The organism is Streptomyces sp. NPDC056527, assembly GCF_042794475.1.
Taxonomy (GTDB): Bacteria; Actinomycetota; Actinomycetes; order Streptomycetales; family Streptomycetaceae; genus Streptomyces.
On sequence record NZ_JBHTTQ010000026.1, the window covers coordinates 14596 to 32998 of the forward strand.

At 72.4% G+C, this 18403-nt stretch carries 17 protein-coding genes; 4 read left to right on the forward strand and 13 right to left on the reverse strand.

Features of this window, described 5'->3' with window-relative positions; genetic code table 11:
* Positions 1-78: 78 nt before the first annotated feature.
* On the reverse strand, positions 79-1194 hold the full coding sequence (locus ACFQ7Q_RS15735) for a PfkB family carbohydrate kinase (protein ID WP_383554758.1): 1116 nt from the start codon (positions 1192-1194) through the stop codon (positions 79-81).
* A gap of 261 nt (positions 1195-1455) precedes the next feature.
* Here ACFQ7Q_RS15735 and ACFQ7Q_RS15740 point away from each other — a divergent pair, with 261 nt between their 5' ends.
* Positions 1456-2790 carry an MFS transporter gene (locus ACFQ7Q_RS15740; protein WP_383554760.1) on the forward strand — a complete coding sequence of 445 codons (1335 nt, stop codon included), beginning with the start codon at positions 1456-1458 and terminating at the stop codon, positions 2788-2790.
* A 30-nt stretch (positions 2791-2820) separates the two neighbouring features.
* Here ACFQ7Q_RS15740 and ACFQ7Q_RS15745 read toward each other — a convergent pair whose 3' ends face one another.
* The 6 genes from ACFQ7Q_RS15745 to ACFQ7Q_RS15770 are packed head-to-tail and all read right to left on the reverse strand — an operon-like array spanning position 2821 to position 8763.
* On the reverse strand, positions 2821-3819 hold the full coding sequence (locus ACFQ7Q_RS15745; protein ID WP_383554762.1) for an adenosine deaminase: 999 nt from the start codon (positions 3817-3819) through the stop codon (positions 2821-2823).
* A gap of 4 nt (positions 3820-3823) precedes the next feature.
* Positions 3824-4726 carry a ribonuclease Z gene (locus ACFQ7Q_RS15750; RefSeq protein WP_383554764.1) on the reverse strand — a complete coding sequence of 301 codons (903 nt, stop codon included), beginning with the start codon at positions 4724-4726 and terminating at the stop codon, positions 3824-3826.
* A gap of 4 nt (positions 4727-4730) precedes the next feature.
* The gene (locus ACFQ7Q_RS15755) at positions 4731-5090 is read right to left on the reverse strand and encodes a histidine triad nucleotide-binding protein (RefSeq protein ID WP_383554873.1); all 360 of its coding nucleotides are present in this window, start codon (positions 5088-5090) and stop codon (positions 4731-4733) included.
* A gap of 54 nt (positions 5091-5144) precedes the next feature.
* A complete protein-coding gene (locus ACFQ7Q_RS15760; RefSeq protein ID WP_383554767.1) occupies positions 5145-6233 on the reverse strand; it encodes a tetratricopeptide repeat protein in 1089 nt (362 codons plus the stop codon).
* Positions 6233-7294 (reverse strand): tetratricopeptide repeat protein, encoded by a 1062-nt coding sequence (locus tag ACFQ7Q_RS15765; protein WP_383554769.1) that lies wholly within the window; start codon positions 7292-7294, stop codon positions 6233-6235. The genes ACFQ7Q_RS15760 and ACFQ7Q_RS15765 overlap by 1 nt, the downstream gene beginning before the upstream one ends.
* Positions 7291-8763 (reverse strand): AAA family ATPase, encoded by a 1473-nt coding sequence (locus tag ACFQ7Q_RS15770; protein WP_383554772.1) that lies wholly within the window; start codon positions 8761-8763, stop codon positions 7291-7293. The genes ACFQ7Q_RS15765 and ACFQ7Q_RS15770 overlap by 4 nt, the downstream gene beginning before the upstream one ends.
* A 94-nt stretch (positions 8764-8857) precedes the next feature.
* On the opposite strand from ACFQ7Q_RS15770, the gene ACFQ7Q_RS15775 reads away from it, so the two are divergent.
* Positions 8858-9226, forward strand: coding sequence for a hypothetical protein (locus ACFQ7Q_RS15775; protein WP_383554774.1), 369 nt, complete (start codon positions 8858-8860; stop codon positions 9224-9226).
* On the opposite strand, the gene ACFQ7Q_RS15780 is transcribed toward ACFQ7Q_RS15775, so the two are convergent.
* From ACFQ7Q_RS15780 to hrcA, 4 genes are all read right to left on the reverse strand, one after another.
* A complete protein-coding gene (locus tag ACFQ7Q_RS15780) occupies positions 9223-9966 on the reverse strand; it encodes a 16S rRNA (uracil(1498)-N(3))-methyltransferase (RefSeq protein WP_383554777.1) in 744 nt (247 codons plus the stop codon). The genes ACFQ7Q_RS15775 and ACFQ7Q_RS15780 overlap by 4 nt on opposite strands.
* Positions 9963-11039: a nitronate monooxygenase gene (locus ACFQ7Q_RS15785; RefSeq protein ID WP_383554780.1), complete on the reverse strand. Its 1077-nt coding sequence runs from the start codon at positions 11037-11039 to the stop codon at positions 9963-9965. The genes ACFQ7Q_RS15780 and ACFQ7Q_RS15785 overlap by 4 nt, the downstream gene beginning before the upstream one ends.
* A 73-nt stretch (positions 11040-11112) precedes the next feature.
* Entirely contained in the window at positions 11113-12252 is a 1140-nt protein-coding gene (gene dnaJ, locus ACFQ7Q_RS15790; RefSeq protein ID WP_376433719.1) for a molecular chaperone DnaJ, read from the reverse strand.
* A complete protein-coding gene (hrcA, locus tag ACFQ7Q_RS15795) occupies positions 12253-13272 on the reverse strand; it encodes a heat-inducible transcriptional repressor HrcA (protein ID WP_137989367.1) in 1020 nt (339 codons plus the stop codon).
* 150 nt (positions 13273-13422) lie between these two features.
* Between hrcA and ACFQ7Q_RS15800 the strand changes: the two genes are divergently transcribed.
* Together ACFQ7Q_RS15800 and ACFQ7Q_RS15805 are read left to right on the forward strand one after the other, a co-directional pair.
* Positions 13423-14151 (forward strand): MBL fold metallo-hydrolase, encoded by a 729-nt coding sequence (locus ACFQ7Q_RS15800; protein ID WP_383554784.1) that lies wholly within the window; start codon positions 13423-13425, stop codon positions 14149-14151.
* 10 nt (positions 14152-14161) lie between these two features.
* Positions 14162-14962: a DUF3097 domain-containing protein gene (locus ACFQ7Q_RS15805; protein WP_383554787.1), complete on the forward strand. Its 801-nt coding sequence runs from the start codon at positions 14162-14164 to the stop codon at positions 14960-14962.
* Positions 14963-15156: 194 nt separating this feature from the next.
* Here ACFQ7Q_RS15805 and hemW read toward each other — a convergent pair whose 3' ends face one another.
* The gene (gene hemW / locus ACFQ7Q_RS15810) at positions 15157-16389 is read right to left on the reverse strand and encodes a radical SAM family heme chaperone HemW (RefSeq protein WP_383554790.1); all 1233 of its coding nucleotides are present in this window, start codon (positions 16387-16389) and stop codon (positions 15157-15159) included.
* 121 nt (positions 16390-16510) lie between these two features.
* Entirely contained in the window at positions 16511-18385 is a 1875-nt protein-coding gene (locus ACFQ7Q_RS15815) for an AMP-dependent synthetase/ligase (RefSeq protein WP_383554793.1), read from the reverse strand.
* Positions 18386-18403: the final 18 nt, after the last annotated feature.

Here is an 18403-nt window from a genome sequence, read left to right on the forward strand (position 1 = left end):
TCCCGTTGCAGGGTTCTCGCTGCTCGACAACCTCTGGGCTACAAGCCTACGACTTGTCACTGACAAGGCCGAAGGCTTTTACGACTGCGCTGCCCGGAACCCGATGGTCGGGACCGCACGGCGCAGCGGCCAGGGACGGGAGCCCGCGGGGAGCAGGGGTTCCAGGAAGGCGTAGCGCCCGCGCAGGGCCTCCGGGTCCTGGCAGACGTGTTCCTGGACGTGCTCCCACCAGGCGGCGACCTCGCCCCAGCCGGGCGCGGAGAGCGAGCCGCCGAACTCCTGCACCGACAGCGCCGCGATGAGCCCGGCGAAGGCCAGCCGGTCGGCGAGCGGCCAGCCCGCGAGCGTCCCGGTGACGAACCCGGCCACGAAGACGTCACCGGCGCCGGTCGGGTCGAGGGCGGAGACCTCGATGGCCGGCACCTCGGCGGTCTCGCCGGTGGCCCCGTCGACCGCGTAGGCACCCTCCGCACCCAGGGTGACCACCGCGTAACGGACCTTGTCCGCGAGCGCGCGGGCGGCGGCCCGGGGGCAGTCGGTGCGGGTGTACCGCATCGCCTCCTGCGCGTTGGGCAGGAACGCCTCGCAGTGCTCCAGGTCGCTCAGGCCGTTCAGGTCCCAGCGGCCGGTGTCGTCCCAGCCGACGTCGGCGAAGACCTTCGCACCGCCGCGCGCGGCCTGCGCGACCCACTCCTCGGCGCGCCCCGGCACGAGCGAGGCGACCGCGGCGCGGGCGTGCGGCGGGTAGGCGGGCAGCGCGCCGTCCAGGGGCGGGGCCTCGTGGCCGTGGGAGACCATCGTGCGCTCGCCCTCGTACGCCATGGAGACGGTGACCGGGGAGTGCCAGCCAGGCACGGTCCGGGAGAGCGAGAGATCGATGCCCTCGCCCTGCTCCAGGGCGTCCCAGCAGTACTCGCCGTAGTGGTCGTCGCCGAAGGCGGCGGCGAGCGAGGTGCGCAGGCCGAGGCGGGCGAGGGCGGTGGCCATGTTGGCGACGCCGCCGGGGCTGGAGCCCATGCCGCGGGCCCACGACTCGGTGCCGCGCACGGGGGCGCTGTCGAGGCCGGTGAAGATGATGTCGAGGAAGACCGTGCCGGTGAGGAAGACGTCGCACTGGGGGTCGGTGGGCTCGCGCAGGCACACCAACGGGTCGACCCCGGCGTCGCGTTGCTGGTCTCCCCTTGCTGCGGTCACGGCGACCTCCCCGAACGTGGTGCGGATCAGGTCAGTGTGCCTGATGAGGGTCCGGTGACGGGGGTGGCGCAGTCAGGAAAGTTCGCGCATCTACCCGGGGAAACCGACCCCAAACCCATAGTGACCCAGATCACAGGAAGAAGTGGTGGATTTCGGCCTCTCCGGGCTTCTCCGAGCCCTTGGTTGCTTGATACATATGTCCCGCGATCCCGTGCAACACCGGGCGCTCCTCCCCCTCTCCTTTCGTTCCCTGGAACGCCCATGTTGTCGCGCCCGCGTGCCCTGGGGCCCCTCGTCGCCCTGTTCACGGCCGGTTATCTCGCCCCGTACCTGCTTCCGACCGTCGTCGGCCGGCTCTCCGCCGGACTCGGCCTCACCCCCGCCCAGGCGGGCCTGGTGGGATCGGTCCTCCTCCTCGCCTCCGCCGCGGCCGGCTTCACCCTGGCCGCGCGCGTGGAACGGTTCGGGCCGCGACGGGCGGCCCGGGCCGGACTGCTGGCCATGTGCGTCGGCTACGGCGCGGCGGCGCTCACCGCGAGCGTTCCGCTGGTGATCGGCGGCGCCGTCCTGGGCGGATTCGGCTCGGGTACGACGCTGGCGGTGGCCGCGGCGGGCATCGCGGCGCAGCAGGACCCGCACCGCGCCTCGACGCTCGGCCTGCTCTCGGTCTCGGCCACGGCCGGCGCGCTCTACCTCACCCTGCCGCACCTCGGCGGCGGCCACGCGCTGCCGTTCGCGTCGATCGCACTGGCGGCGGCCCTGGTGTGGCCGCTGACGGGCGGCCTGGCGGACGGGACGGGGCGGGCGGACGCCGACCGTCTCGTCGAGACGCCGGGCAGGGGCTCTCCACTCCCCCACCGTCGTTCGGGCCTCGTCCTCGCCGCCGCGATCCTGCTCTGGTCCATGGCGCAGAACGCCCTCTGGGGCGTGAGCGGGCGGATCGGCGTCACCCAGGCCGGGCTCGGCGAGGTCACCGTCGGCGCGGTCTTCGCCGTGGCGCTGGGGGCCGGACTCGCGGGTGTGACGGCGGCCGGGGCGCTCGGCTCGCGGCTGGGCCGCGCGGTCCCGATCGGGGCCGGGACGGCGATCATCGCCGGCTGCGTCCTGGTCAGTTCGAGCGCGGGGAGCCTGCCGGCCTTCGCGACCGGCGAGATCCTCTGGAACCTCTTCTACCCGGTCGTCCTGTCCTATCTGCTGGGGCTCGCCGCCTCCCTCGACCCGCGCGGCCGCTGGGCCGTCCTCGTCGGATCGGCGTCCTCCCTGGGCGTGGCCTGCGGCCCGGTCATGGGCAGCGTCCTGTCGGAGCAGGCGGGGTACCCGGGCATGGGCGTGGTGCTCTGCGCCCTGCTCCTGCTGGTCGCGGGCCCGATGACCGCGGTCGCCCTGCACACCTCGGGCCGCCCGCTGGTCCCCGGCTCCGTCCGGCGCCGCGGCGGCGCCCCGGCCGCGGTGCTCGCGGGTACGACGACCGCCGCCACGGGCCTCGTCCCGCAGATGGGCGCGCCCGAGCAGGAGGTCACCGAGATCCCGGTCCCGTCCCGCCGCCGCGCCGACCGCCGGGCCTTCCGCCTGGCCCGCCCGAGCGACCGGGGCTGAAGCAGGCCCGGTCGGACCCGCCCCCGTCCCCTACTCGGCGTCGAAGTCGTACGCCTCGACCTCCGCGAGGTACCGCGCCCTGCGGTCCTCGTCGTCGTCCAGGAACGACGCCTCGAAGGAGTTGCGGGCCAGCGTGCGGAGCTGCTCCCGGTCCAGCCCCAGCGCACCCCGCACCGCGTTGAACGTGTCGCCCACGTAGCCGCCGAAGTACGCCGGGTCGTCGGAGTTGACCGTCGCCATGAGCCCGGCGGCCAGCATCGACGCCAGCGGGTGGTCCTCCAGGACGTCGATCGCCCGCAGCCGTACGTTCGACAGCGGGCAGAGCGTGAGCGGCACCCGCTCACGCACGAGGCGTGACACCAGCTCGGGGTCCTCCATGCAGCGCAGCCCGTGGTCGACCCGCTCCACACCGAGGACGTCCAGGGCCTCACGGATGTACGCCGGCGGGCCCTCCTCGCCCGCGTGGGCGACCTTGCGCAGACCGAGCGCCTCCGCCGCCGCGTACACCTCGCGGAACTTCGACGGCGGGTGGCCGACCTCCGCCGAGTCCAGACCGACACCGGTGATGCGGTGCAGATACGGCTTCGCGGCCTCCAGCGTCGCCATCGCCGACTCGGCGGACTCGTCACGCAGGAAGCACATGATCAGCCGCGTCGAGACGCCGTACCGCTCCTCGGCCCGGTCGAGGGCGCGGGCCAGCCCCTCGATCACCGTCCCGATGGGGATCCCGCGGGCCGTGTGGGCCTGCGGGTCGAAGAAGATCTCCGCGTGCCGCACGCCCTGCGCCGCCGCCCGCGCCAGGTACGCGTCGGCGAGCTCGGTGAAGTCGTCGGCGGTGTGCAGGACGGCCATCAGCCCGTAGTACAGGTCCAGGAAGGACTGCAGATCGCTGAAGAGGTACGCCTTGCGCAGCTCCTCGGTGTCCGCGTACGGCAGGGTCACGCCGTTGCGCGCGGCCAGCGCGAACGCCAGCTCGGGTTCGAGGGTGCCTTCGATGTGGAGGTGGAGTTCGGCCTTGGGGAGGGGCATGGATCTATCTTTTCGGTAGGGGGACCCGCATGAGGTCCTGGGCAATGCTCAGCTCGCCGTCGAACCCGGCCGCCCGCGCCTGTCGTTCGAACTCCGCGGGATCGCCGTACCGCTGCGAGAAGTGGGTCAGGACCAGGTGCCGCACCCCCGCGTCGCGGGCGATGGCCGCGGCCTGTCCGGCCGTCAGATGGCCGTGGTCGGCGGCGAGCCGGACGTCCTCGTCGAGGAAGGTCGACTCGATGACGAGCATGTCGGCGCCCTCGGCGAGCGCGTGCACACCGTCGCAGAGCCGGGTGTCCATGACGAACGCGAACCGCTGCCCGCGCCGGACCTCGCTGACCTCCTCCAGCGTCACGCCGTTCAGGACGCCCTCGCGCTGGATCAGGCCGACGTCCGGGCCCTTGATGCCGTGGGCGGCGAGCCGTTCGGGCAGGATGCGGCGCCCGTCGGGCTCGGTGAGCCGGTAGCCGTACGACTCCACCGGGTGCGAGAGCTTGTACGAGTCGAGGGTGTACGACTCGGTGGCGGCGAGGACGCCGTCGGCGGCCACCGGGGCCTCCGTCAGCTTCACCGTCTCGCGGTAGGCCGTCGCGTACCGCAGCCGCTCGAAGAAGCGCTGTCCGCTCGCCGGGTAGTGCGCGGTGACCGGGTGCGGGACCTGGTCGAGGTTGATCCGCTGGATCACACCCGCCAGGCCCAGGGAGTGGTCGCCGTGGAAGTGCGTGACGCAGATCCGGTCGATGTCGTGGGCGGCCACACCGGCGCGCAGCATCTGGCGCTGCGTGCCCTCGCCCGGGTCGAAGAGGATGCCCTGTCCGTCCCAGCGCAGCAGATAGCCGTTGTGGTTGCGGTGCCGGGTCGGGACCTGGCTGGCGGTCCCGAGCACGACGAGTTCACGTACGGACACGTCTTTATCCGGGGGGCCAGTTGAGACCGCGGCCGCCGAGGACGTGCGCGTGGGCGTGGAAGACGGTCTGGCCGGCGCCGGCCCCGGTGTTGAAGACGACCCGGAAGCCGCTGCCGTCGACCTTCTCCTGCGCGGCGATCTCGCCGGCCTCGCGCAGCACGTCGGCGGCGATGGTCGGCGCCGCGGTGGCGAGCGTGGCGGCGTCGGGGTAGTGGACGCGCGGGATGACGAGCACGTGCGTGGGTGCCTGCGGGTTGATGTCCCGGAAGGCGACGGTCGTCTCCGTCTCGCGCACGATCGTCGCCGGGACCTCCCCCTCCGCGATCTTGCAGAACAGGCAGTCGCTCTGCGGCTCTCCGGCCATGGCCCGGGCCTCCTCGCCTTGGTGATCAGTCACCCGGGCATCGTATCGGCCGTGTCACCGGCCGCGCTCGGCCGTGGGGGCGCGGCGCTGCAGGGCGGAGCGGCTGACCCAGTAGGTGATGATCACGATCCAGAACAGCGGATAGCCGAGCGCCCCGACGACGGACGCGTCCAGCGTCCACAGCGCCATCGAGACCAGCGAGTGCAGACCGAGCAGTCCGACGGCGAGCGCCATGGCCAGCACGGGCCTGCAGTTGCGTGCCACGAGGAGCAGGGGGCGGCGCAGCCGCGAGGGTACGCGCCGGGTGATCCAGACCGCCCAGCCGGCCCAGCCGCCGACGAGGACGACCGCGCCGATCGCGTAGGGGACGAAGGCCTCGGCGCCCGACGAGCCGGTCCGCAGCGACGCCGAGCCGATGGCGGCGGCCACGAAGCCGAGCAGGGCCACCCAGCGCGCTCCGGCGGCGGTGCCCCAGGCCATGGTCTCCAGGTTGTAGCGGGCCTGTCGGTCGTTCATGTCGAGGGCCGCGGACTCGACGAAGCCCTCGGCGGCCTTCGTCCAGGACCCGGGCCTCATCCAGCGGCGGCGCAGATGCAGCAGGGAGAGGTTGTTGTGGGCCTCGCTGCTCTGCGGATCGAGCCGCAGAGCCGTCTCGTAGGCCTGCTTGGCGATGTCGTGGTTGCCGGTGCGCTGGGCGGTGAGCCCGACGAGGAAGTGCGCGTCGCTCTCCTCGGGGGCGAGAGCGACGGCGGTCCGGGCCGCTTCGTACGCCTCGCGCCGGCGCTCGGTGCGGACGGACCGGTCGAGGACGGTGCCGAGGGCGTAGTGGCTTCCCCAGTACTGCGGGGCGAGTTCGACGGAGTGCCGGGCGGCCCGCTCCGCCTCCTCGTACCTCGCCAGCGCGAGCAGGATGTGCGTGCGCATCAGCCAGGCCGGCAGCGAGTCGGGCTCGGCGCGCAGGGCCTCTTCGACGGCGGCGAACGCCTCCTGCTCGCGGCCCAGGCGGTGCCTGCAGCGGGCCAGCAGGACCAGCGCGGCGGCGTCCTGCGGGTCGGTGGCCAGATGCTGGGCGACGACGGCGGCCGCCTGCTCGTACCGACCGACGTCGAAGAGCGCGTCGGCCCTGTCCAAGTGCCGGCTCATCAGACCTTGTCCCGGTCATGGGTGATGCTGAGCAGGTTCGGCACGAGTCCGAGCCAGAACAGGACCTGGGGGATCGTCCGGTCGGTCCACGGCACGAGGACGATCAGCAGGGCGCAGAGCGTGGCGAGGACGGCCTGCCCGAGGACCACGCGGGGCCAGAACAGCCGCCGTACGAGGTCGCGTACGGTCAGCTTCGCGCCGGTGCGCATCCGCAGATAGCGGCGCAGGGCGCCGAAGCCCCACACGGCCGCCATCAGTGCGAGCGCCCAGAGCCGGGTGCCGAGGTGGATCGGGAGTTCCTTCGGCTCCTCGCCGTCGGTCGGGAAGACGTCGAGGGTGACGCCCGCCATCACCAGACAGAGCAGGGCGAGCCAGCGGGTGCCGCGCAGCATCCGGTAGACGGCCTTGTCGAGGTTCGTGCGCAGGGCGTCGGAGTCGGGGGCCGCGGCGAGTCCGCTCGCGTACATGTCGGCGGCCTCGGCGGCGGACGTGCCGGGTCTGGCGGCCTCGCGCTCGGTGCTCACGGTGACCGCGAGGGAGTGCGTGGGGTCGATGCGGATGAGTTCCCGGACGGCCTCGTCGGCCAGCTCGGCCCGCTCGTGGAACGAGGCGACCTTGTACATGGTCTGCCACGTGTAGGTCGCGTCCGGCCCGACCCGCACCGCCGCGTGGGCCTGCTCCAGTGCCTCCTCCGGTCGTTCCGGGACCAGTTCGAGGAGCAGTTCGGCGAGGTGCCGACGCGGGCCCCAGGCGTACGGGTCGATCCGGATCGCCTCACGCTGGGCCGCCTCGGCCTCCTTCAGCCGCCCGAGATGGCGCAGCGCCACACCGCGTACGAAGTGGGCCTCGAGGTACAGGGGTTCGAGCCGCAGCGACTCGACGGCGGCGGCGAGGGCCTCCGAGGGCCGCCCCAGGCCGATCAGACACTGGCCCAGCACGGACCACGCGTGGTGATCGTCGGGGGCCTCGGCGAGGCGGCGGCCGATCAGCTCGTAGGCCTCATCGTCCCGCGCCATCTCGTAGAGCAGGCTGGCCCGTTGAACCTGAGGATGAGGGCTCACAGCTTCCGCTTCTTCTTCAGGTAGGCGACCAGGTCGTCGTACATGCCGCCGTCGTTGGCGAACATCGCCACGTTGCGGGCGGAGGCGAACCAGGACTCGCTCGACGGCTTGATCTGCTTCGCCGCGCCCAGCAGGTCCTTCATGTTGATCATGCGTACGGTGCCGGTGCGGGCGGAGTCGAGGAGCGCCGTCTCGGCCGCGGTCTCGCAGACATGGGCGAGGTCGGCGCCGGAGAAGTCCTCGGTGGCCTTGACGAGTTTGCCGAGGTCGACCGATTCGATGGGGCGCTCGCGCAGGTGGTAGCGGAGGATCGCCTCGCGGGCCGGGGCGTCGGGCGGCAGCACGAGCAGGGTGCGGTCGAGGCGGCCGGGGCGGCGCAGCGCGAGGTCCACGTCCCAGGGGACGTTGGTGGCCGCGAGCACGAAGACGCCTTCGTTCTCGGCCCCGTCGACGCCGTCGAGCTCGGTGAGGAGCTGATTGACGACGTTGCGCAGTCCGCTGTGGTGGGTACGGGAGCGCTTGGCTCCGAGAGCGTCGAGCTCGTCGAGGAAGACGACGCAGGGGGCCTGGGCGCGGGCGGTCTCGAAGATGTCGTGGACGTTCTTCTCGGACGAGCCGATGTACATGTCCAGGATGTCCGAGAGCGAGATCGACATGAAGCTCGCGCCCAGCTCACCGGCGACGGCGCGGGCGATGAACGTCTTGCCGCAGCCCGGCGGACCGTAGAGCAGCAGGCCGCCGCGCAGGGACTTGCCGTACAGCTTGCGGAGTTCGGGGTTGCGCATGGGGGCGAGGAAGGCGGCCTCCAGCCGGTCCTTGACCTCCTGCATCCCGCCGACGTCGGCGAGGCGTACGGAGCCGGGGGCGTCGATGTCCCAGGCGGAGGCGTCCCCGGGGTCGCCGCTGCCGTCGGCGGTCAGCGGCTGTTCCAGATCACCACCGGCGCCGCTGCCGCTCTCGACGAACCGGGGCCCGACGAGGTCCCCGACCTCCTGCTCGGCCTTGTCCCAGTCGAAGCCGGAGGGCCGGGCGGGGTTCCCGGGGGCTGCCGGGTTCCCGGGGGGTGCCGGGTCCGTGGGGGTTCCGGGGGCCGGAGCGGTTCCAGGGGCCGAGGCGGCTCCGGGGGCCGAGGCGGCTCCGGGGGCCGAGGCGGCTCCGGGGGCCGAGGGGGCTCCGGGGGCCGAGGGGGCTCCGGGGGTCGACGTCGGGGCCGTGGGGGCTTGCGGCGCTGTGGGGGCTTGCGGGGCTGCCGGGGCTACGGCGGGCAGTCCCATCGCGCGGACCATCAACGCACGTGCCGCCTCGTCACCCGGCGCGTGCTGGAGCGCGACGGCAGCCTCGGTGACGGCCTCGTCCCCGCGGCCCTCGGCGAGGAGCAGTTCGGCGAAGTGGAGCCGCAGGGGCACGTCTTCGGGCGCGGCGGCGACCGCTGCGCGCAGACTACGGATCAGGGGAGACTCGTCGGACATGCGGTCAGCCTATGAACCGACCCGCCGCCCGCGCCCACCGGGTTCCCGAAATCCTGGTTGCCGGACCACCGGGTTCCCGGCATACCGTGGGCCCATGGGACGACGAGAACGCGTACCGCGCAGGCTGACGGTGGACGACACGGTCTGGCTCTGGTCGGTCGGGCATCTGCATCCACCCTGCCGGGAGCTGCTGACACTGCGCCGCGCCGACGCTCCCCACGCCCAACTGCGCCTGGTCTTCCAGGAGGGCCCGAACCGTGTGACGCAGGGCGCGTACATGGGCGCGGGCCAGGTCGCGGACACCAAGGACGGCTACCTCAACCTCAACGAGCCCGGCGTGGTACGCCGGTTCCTCGACGAGGCCACGGCCCGCGACCTCCTTCCGACGGCCCACGGCATGCATGAGACGGACGGCTGGCCGCTGTTCGACGCGCTGGTGGCGCAGGAGAGCGGGGCGGCCTAGCTCCAGCGGCCCGTACGCCCGAGGAGGAGCGCGGTGGCCGCCGTGCCGGCCGTGGAGGTACGGAGCACGCTGCGGCCCAGACGGTACGGCTTCGCGCCCGCCGACTCGAAGACCGCCAACTCCTCGGGCGACACGCCGCCTTCCGGTCCGACGATCAGCACGATCTCGCCCTCGACGGGGAGTTGGGCGTCCGCGAGCGCGCCGCTGGGGTGGTCCCGGTCCTCGTGCAGGACGGCGGCGAAGTCGGCACCGGCGAGGAGCGCCGCCACCTGCTTGGTGGTCATCGCGTCGGCGACCTCGGGGAAGCGGGTACGGCGCGACTGCTTGCCGGCCTCGCGCGCGGTCGCCCGCCACTTGGCGAGGGCCTTCAGCCCGCGCTCGCCCTTCCACTGGGTGATGCAGCGGGACGCGGCCCAGGGCACGATCGCGTCGACGCCCGTCTCCGTCATGATCTCGACGGCCAGTTCGCCCCGGTCGCCCTTGGGCAGCGCCTGGACGACGGTGATACGGGGCACGGGCTCCGGCTCGACCTGTGTGGCCGAGACCTGGACCGTCAGCTGGTCCTTGCCCTCGGCGGCGAGCACCACGCAGTCGGCCGACGCGCCCCGCCCGTCCGTCAGGACGAGCTCCTCCCCCGCGCGCATCCGCTTCACGGAGACGGCGTGACGGCCCTCGGGGCCGTCGAGGAGGAAGGAGCCGAGGCCGGGAACGGCCTCGACGACGAAGACGGGTGCGGTCATGAAGCGCTCCTGTGGGCCTGCGCGGTCAGTGCGGTGTCGAGTTCGGCGGCCAGCACCTCGACCAGTTGCCCCGCCGGGAGTTCGCGGGCCAGCCGGTGCCCCTGGCCCGCCCACAGGGCCATGCCCTGGGCGTCGCCCGCGGTGGCGGCGGCCTTGCGCAGGGGGGCGGTGAGGTGGTGGATCTCGGGATAGGCGGCGGGGGCGTACGGCCCGTGCTCACGCATGAAACGGTTGACGAGCCCGCGCGCCGGGCGCCCGGAGAAGGCGCGGGTGAGCTCGGTGCGGACGAAGAGGGGGTTCGTCATGGCCTGCTTGTGCAGGGCATGCGCGCCCGATTCGGGGCACACCAGGAACGCGGTGCCCAGCTGGGCCGCGTCGGCCCCGGCGGCGAGGACTGCGGCTATCTGCGCCCCGCGCATGATCCCGCCGGTCGCGATGAGCGGCAGCTGAACGGTCTCCCGGACCTGCGTGACGAGCGTGAGGAGCCCGGTGCCCGCGACGGAGGCGTCCGGGTCGTCGCGGTGGGTGCCCTGGTGCCCGCCGGCCTCGACGCCCTGCACGCAGACCGCGTCGGCCCCGGCCCACTGCGCGGCCTGCGCCTCCTCGGGCGAGGTGACGGTGACGATCGTGTACGTACCGGCGCGGGAGAACGCGTCGAACGTGTCGCGGCCGGGGCAGCCGAAGGTGAACGAGACGACCGGGACCGGGTCCTCCAGGAGGATCGCGAGCTTCGCGTCGTACGCGTCGTCCCGCCCGCTGTCCGGGTCGCCGAGCTGCGTCTCGTACCAGGTGGCCTCGCCCGAGAGCTGGTGGCGGTACACCTCGACGGCCGCGGAATCCGCGGGCTGTCCGCTCTGCGGCATGAAGAGGTTGACGCCGAAGGGCTGCCCGGTCAGCCCGCGCACCTGCTTGATCTCCTGGTACAGCCCGCCGGCGGTCTTGTACCCCCCGGCGAGGAACCCGAGCCCGCCGGCCTCGCACACGGCCCCGACGAGCTGAGGACCGGAGGCGCCACCCGCCATGGGGGCCTGCACGATCGGGTACCGGGAGAGATCGTTCAGTGCGGTGGACATGTGGGCATCGTGCCATACGGAAAGGCGGCACCCGCTCCCCGCGGATGCCGCCCTTCCAGGCACGACACTCGTCCTACCGGCCGTTGAACGCGTCCTTCAGCCGCGAGAACAGCCCCTGCTGCCCCGGCTGGAACTGGCCCGTCGGCCGCTCCTCGCCGCGCAGCTTCGCCAGTTCCCGCAGCAGCCGCTCCTGCTCGGGGTCGAGCTTCGACGGCGTCAGCACCTCGACGTGCACGATCAGGTCGCCGCGACCGCCACCGCGCAGGTGCGTGATGCCGCGCCCGTGCAGCGGGATCGACTGGCCGGACTGCGTGCCCGGGCGGATGTCGACCTCCTCGAGGCCGTCGAGCGTCTGCAGCGGCACCTTCGTACCGAGCGCGCCCGCCGTCATCGGGATGGTGACCGTGCAGTGCAGGTCGTCGCCCCGACGCTGGAAGACCTCATGCGGGATCTCGTGGATCTCGACGTACAGGTCACCGGCCGGACCGCCACCCGGACCGACCTCGCCCTCGCCCGCGAGCTGGATGCGCGTGCCGTTGTCGACACCGGCCGGAATCTTCACGGTCAGCGTCCGGCGCGAGCGGACCCGTCCGTCGCCCGCGCACTCGGGGCACGGGGTCGGGACGACGGTGCCGAAGCCCTGGCACTGGGGGCAGGGACGGGAGGTCATGACCTGGCCCAGGAAGGACCGGGTCACCTGCGAGACCTCGCCGCGACCGCGACACATGTCACAGGTCTGCGCGGAGGTGCCGGGCGCGGCGCCCTCACCCGAACACGTCGTACAGACGACGGCCGTGTCGACCTGGATGTCCTTGGTCGTACCGAAGGCGGCCTCGTTGAGGTCGATCTCCAGCCGGATCATGGCGTCCTGGCCGCGGCGCGTGCGCGAGCGCGGCCCGCGCTGCGACGCCGTACCGAAGAACGCGTCCATGATGTCCGAGAAGTTCCCGAAGCCGCCCTGGCCGAAGCCACCGGCTCCACCGCCGCCGCCGGACGCGGACAGCGGGTCGCCACCGAGGTCGTAGACCTGCTTCTTCTGCGGGTCCGACAACACCTCGTAGGCGGCGTTGATCTCCTTGAAGCGCTCCTGCGTCTTCGGATCGGGATTGACATCCGGGTGCAGCTCGCGTGCGAGCCGCCGGAATGCCTTCTTGATCTCGTCCTGGGACGCGTCGCGGCGTACGCCGAGTACGGCGTAGTAGTCCGTGGCCACTTACGACTCCGCCAGGATCTGTCCGACGTAACGTGCCACTGCGCGTACCGCTCCCATCGTTCCGGGGTAGTCCATGCGGGTCGGTCCGACCACGCCGAGTTTGGCGACTGCCTCGTCGCCCGAACCGTAGCCGACCGCGACGACGGACGTGGAGGTGAGCCCCTCGTGGGCGTTCTCGTGCCCGATCCGTACGGTCATGCCCGAGTCCTTGGCCTCGCCGAGCAGCTTGAGGAGCACGACCTGCTCCTCCAGCGCCTCGAGCACAGGCCTGATCGTGAGGGGGAAGTCATGTCCGAAGCGGGTGAGATTGGCGGTGCCGCCGATCATCAGCCGCTCCTCGTGCTCCTCCACCAGGGTTTCGAGGAGGGTCGCGAGCACCGTCGACACCGTGCCGCGGTCCTCCGTCTCCTCGAACGACTCCGGAAGATCCTGCACCAGCTGCGGCACGTCCGCGAACCGGCGGCCGACGACCCGGCTGTTGAGCCGGGCCCGCAGGTCGGCCAGCGAGGTCTCGCCGAACGGCGCGGGGCAGTCGATCATCCGCTGCTCGACCCGGCCGGTGTCCGTGATCAGCACGAGCATCAGACGGGCGGGGGCGAGCGAGAGCAGCTCCACGTGCCGGACCGTCGAGCGGGTCAGCGACGGGTACTGCACGACGGCGACCTGACGGGTCAGCTGCGCGAGCAGCCGGACCGTGCGCCCGACGACGTCGTCGAGGTCGACCGCGCCGTCGAGGAAGTTGTGGATGGCGCGCCGCTCGGGCGTCGACAGCGGCTTCACGCCGGCCAGCCTGTCGACGAAGAGGCGGTAGCCCTTGTCGGTCGGGATGCGTCCGGCACTGGTGTGGGGCTGGGCGATGTAGCCCTCGTCCTCCAGGACGGCCATGTCGTTGCGCACGGTGGCGGGCGAGACGCCGAGCTTGTGGCGCTCCGTGAGCGCCTTGGAGCCGACAGGCTCCTCCGTCCCGACATAGTCCTGGACGATGGCGCGCAGCACCTCGAGTCTGCGTTCGCTGAGCATCGCGCACACCTCCAGCTGTCGAATCGGTTTGCTCCGCTTTTGGCACTCGCCCTGTTCGAGTGCCAGGAATCCCCCGGCCAGTGTACGGCGGCGGGCATCGCTCCTGGCAAGGAGGCCGGGTCGCCGGGTCGTAGCAGATAGCGTCGCCGTATGGATGTCGATTGGGAAGAGTACGGCTGGGAGCGGCTCGGGAACGGGGTCGGCAGGCGGCGGCTGCCCGGCTGGGACGCCACGGTGGGCCTGGTGCTCGGGGAGAAGGGCGTCCTGCTGTACGACACGGGCTCCACGCTCGCCGAGGGCGCGGAGTTGCGGGCACAGGCGGAGGCACTTTCGGGCGGCCGGAGAGTGACGCACATCGCACTGAGCCACCCCCATTTCGACCATGTTCTGGGCACGGCGGTCTTCGCGGCGGCGGAGGTGTACGGGGCCGTGGGCCTGGACGAGCTGCTGCGGAGGGAGCGGGAGGCGCTGCGGGTGTCCGCGGTGCGTCACGGGGTCGAGGAGTCGGCGGCGACGGAGGCCGTGGACGTCCTCGTCCTCCCCCGCCACACGGTGTCGGGCGAGTGGACCCTGGATCTGGGCGGCCGGCAGGTGCTGCTGGCCAATGTCGGGCCGGGGCATTCGGGCCACGACCTGGCGCTCCTGGTCCCCGACGCCGACGGGGCGGAGATCGTCTTCTGCGGTGACCTGGTGGAGGAGTCGGGCGAGCCGCAGGCGGGCCGGGACGCGATCGGCTCGCGCTGGCCGGCGGCGCTGGACCGGCTGCTGGCGCTGGGCGGGGAGGACGCGGTGTACGTGCCGGGGCACGGGGCGGTGGTGGACGCGGCGTTCGTACGGCGCCAGCGGGATGAGCTGGCACGACGCTTCTCCGTCGCATAACGTCGCCCGAATGCGCAGCTACAACCCGGACCTGACGCCCCCTTGGAAGCGATCCGCGCCCGTGCCCGAGGTGCCGGCGGAGGTGGACCTCGTCGTCGAGGAGGTCTCGACGGGCTTCTGCGGGGCGGTGATCCGCTGCGAGGCGGGCACGGTGACCCTGGAGGACCGCTTCGGCAAGCACCGGGTGTTCCCGCTGGAACCGAGGGCCTTCCTGCTGGAGGGCAAGGTGGTGACCCTGACCCGCCCGTCAGCCGCTCCGACCCGCCCGAACCGCACGGCCTCTGGCTCGATCGCGGTCCCGGGCGCACGGGCCCGGGTGGCACGGGCGGGCCGGATCTATGTGGAGGGCCGCCACGACGCCGAGCTGGTGGAACGAGTCTGGGGCGACGACCTGCGCATCGAGGGCGTGGTGGTGGAGTACCTGGAGGGCATCGACGACCTCCCGGCCATCGTCGCGGACTTCGCCCCGGCGGCGGACGCGCGCCTGGGCATCCTGGTCGACCACCTGGTTCCGGGCTCGAAGGAGTCCCGCATCGCGGCCCAGGTGTCGTCCCCGGACGTCCTGATCGTCGGCCACCCGTACATCGACGTCTGGGAGGCGGTGAAGCCGTCGTCGGTGGGCATCCCGGCGTGGCCGGTGATCCCGCGGGGCCAGGACTGGAAGACGGGCGTCTGCCGAGCCCTGGGCTGGCCGGACAACACGGGCGCGGCCTGGCAGCACATCTTGTCGAAGGTCCGCTCGTACAAGGACCTGGAACCGTCGCTGCTGGGCCGCGTGGAAGAACTGATCGACTTCGTGACGGCGCCGTAGAACGAGACCCGGAGAGCCCCCCGTACGCCCCCACCCACCCGTACCCGTCGTGGGCAACTGTTCCGCTGGGGCGGTGGGGGTACCCCCGGAAGTCCGGGGGGTGGGCACGACCCCGACGGGGGCGGCGCCCTCACAGGCCCCTCGTCGGGGGCGGCGCCCAGAACGACCGCGCCCGCCCCCGCGGGCGCGGACGCCTAGTCCACCAGGTCCCGGACCACCGCGTCGGCCAGCAACCGCCCCCGCAGCGTCAGGACCGCCCGGCCGGCCGCGTACGGCTCCGCCGCCAGCAGCCCGTCCGCCAGTGCCTTGCGCGCCGCGGCCAGCCCGGCCGGGCGCAGGAGCTCCAGCTCCACACCCTCCCGGAGACGGAGTTCGAGCAGCACGCGCTCCACGCGCCGGTCCTCCGCGGAGAGGACCTCGCGCCCCGCACCAGGAGACCTCCCGGAGGTCAGCGCCGCCGCGTACGCGCCCGGGTGCTTCACGTTCCACCACCGCACGCCCCCGACGTGCGAGTGCGCCCCCGGCCCCGCGCCCCACCAGTCGGCGCCGCGCCAGTACAGCTCGTTGTGCAGACAGCGCCCGGCCTCCGAGGTCGCCCAGTTCGACACCTCGTACCACTCGAATCCGGCCTCCGCGAAGACGGAGTCCGCGATCAGGTACCGGTCGGCGTGCACGTCGTCGTCCGTCATCGGCACCTCGCCGCGCCGGATCCGTCGCGCCAGCTGCGTCCCCTCCTCCACGATCAGCGCGTACGCGCTGACGTGGTCGGGCCCGGCGCCGATCGCCGCCTCCAGCGACGCACGCCAGTCGTCGTCGGACTCTCCGGGCGTGCCGTAGATCAGATCGAGGTTGACGTGCTCGAAGCCCGCGGCCCGTGCCTCGGCGACGCATGCCTCGGGCCGCCCGGGCGTGTGCGTACGGTCCAGGACCTTCAGGACGTGCTGCCGGGCGCTCTGCATCCCGAACGAGATCCGGTTGAAGCCCCCGGCCCGCAGCTCGGCCAGATACGCCGGATCCACCGACTCCGGGTTCGCCTCGGTCGTCACCTCGGCGTCGTCCGCGAGCCCGAACTCGTCCCGGATCGCCCCCAGCATCCGTACGAGATCCCCGGCGGCGAGCAGCGTCGGCGTGCCCCCGCCCACGAAGACGGTCCGCACCGGCCGCGGGTCGTCGCCGAGCACCTTGCGGGCGAGGCGTATCTCCTCCACGACCTGCCCGGCGTAGTTGTCCCGGGAGGCGAGCACGCCACCGGCACCGCGCAGCTCGCTCGCGGTGTACGTGTTGAAGTCGCAGTAGCCGCACCGCGTGGCGCAGTACGGCACGTGCAGATAGAACCCGAGCGGCCGGTCCCCGGCCCCTTCCAGGGCGTGGGCGGGCAGCGCCCCGTCCTCGGGCATGGGCTCACCATCGGGCAGTACGGAAGGCATGAGCCCATTGTCCCGTACTGCCCGAGGTAACCCTCCGCGCCTGTGGACGAAGGGGTCGGCCGATCCCGCCGGCCGACCCCCACACCCCGATCAGGCGTCGTCAGAGCCCGTCAGGGCCGCGTCAGGCCTCCCGCGAGCCCGCGTACATCTCCTCGATGAGCTCCTTGTACGTGCGCTCCACCACCGGCCGCTTCAGCTTCAGCGACGGCGTCAGCTCGCCGTGCTCGATGTCGAGGTCGCGCGGCAGCAGACGGAACTTCTTGATCGTCTGCCAGCGCTGGAGCCCCTCGTTGAGGCGGTCGACGTAGCCCTGGATCAGCTTCTCGGTCTGCGGGGCGGCGACGATCTCGGCGTACGACTTGCCGCCGAGGTCGTTCTCGGCGGCCCAGCCGATGATGGTGGGCTCGTCGAGGGCGATCAGCGCCGTGCAGTAGTTCCGGTCGGCGCCGTGGACCAGGATGTTGGAGACGAACGGGCAGACGGCCTTGAACTGACCCTCGACCTCGGCCGGGGCGATGTACTTGCCGCCGGACGTCTTGATCAGGTCCTTCTTGCGGTCCGTGATCCGGAGGTAGCCGTCGGCCGACAGCTCGCCGATGTCGCCGGTGTGGAACCAGCCGTCGGACTCCAGGACCTCCGCCGTCTTCTCGGGCAGGCCGTGGTAGCCCTCCATCACGCCGGGGCCGCGGAGCAGGATCTCGCCGTCGTCGGCGATGCGGACCTCGCAGCCGGGGAGCGGCTTGCCGACGGTGCCCGTGCGGTAGGCCTCGCCCGGGTTGACGAAGGAGGCCGCGCTGGTCTCCGTCAGGCCGTAGCCCTCCAGGATGTGGATGCCGGCGCCGGCGAAGAAGTAGCCGATCTCGGGCGAGAGGGCGGCGGAGCCGGAGACCGCGGCGCGGAGCCGGCCGCCGAAGGCGTCACGGAGCTTGGAGTAGACGAGCGCGTCCGCGACCTTGTGCTTGGCCGTGAGCCCGAAGGGGGTGGCGGCGGTGCCGGTGCGGCGGAAGTTGTCCTGGCTGACCTTGGCGTACTCGCGGGCCACGCCGGCCGCCCACTGGAAGATCTTGTACTTGGCGCCGCCACCGGCACGGGCCTTGGCGGCGACTCCGTTGTAGACCTTCTCGAAGATGCGCGGCACGGCGGCCATGTAGGTCGGCTGGACGACCGGCAGGTTCTCGATGATCTTGTCGACGCGGCCGTCGACGGCCGTGACGTGCCCGACCTCGATCTGGCCGGAGGTCAGCACCTTGCCGAAGACGTGCGCGAGCGGCAGCCAGAGGTACTGGACGTCGTCCTTGGTGACCAGTCCGGTCGCCGCGATGGCCTTGGCCATGTACGACCAGTTGTCGTGCGGGAGGCGGACGCCCTTGGGGCGGCCGGTGGTGCCCGAGGTGTAGATGAGGGTGGCGAGCTGGTCCGCGGTGATCGCGGCCACCCGCTCCTTGACGGCCTCGGTGTTCTTATCCAGGTACGCCTTGCCGCGCTTCTCCAGGTCGGCGAGGCTCAGGACCCAGTCGTCGGTCTCGACGCCGGTGGCGTCGATGACCACGACGTGGTGGAGGTTCGGCAGGTCGGCGCGGCGCTCGACGGCCTTGGCGACCTGGGCCGCGTCCTCCGCGATCAGCACCACGGAATCGGAGTCGGAGAGGATGAACGCCGACTCCTCGGCGTTGGTCTGCGGGTAGACGGTGGTGACGGCGGCACCCGCGCACATCACGCCGAGGTCGGCGAGGATCCACTCCACCCGGGTGGAGGAGGCCAGCGCGACCCGCTCCTCCGCCTGGACGCCCAGGTCGACCAGTCCGGCCGCGATGGCGTAGACCCGCTCGGCGGCCTGCTCCCAGCTGAGCGACTTCCAGTCGTCCGGTCCCTGGCCGGAAGCCGACGGGACCGGGTAGCGATAGGCCTCCGCGTCGGGAGTCCGCGCGACGCGCTCAAGGAAGAGGGTCGCCACGGAGGGCGGCCGGTTCTCGATCAGGGTCTGTGTGTCGCTCACGACGTCCTCCGGGCGGCG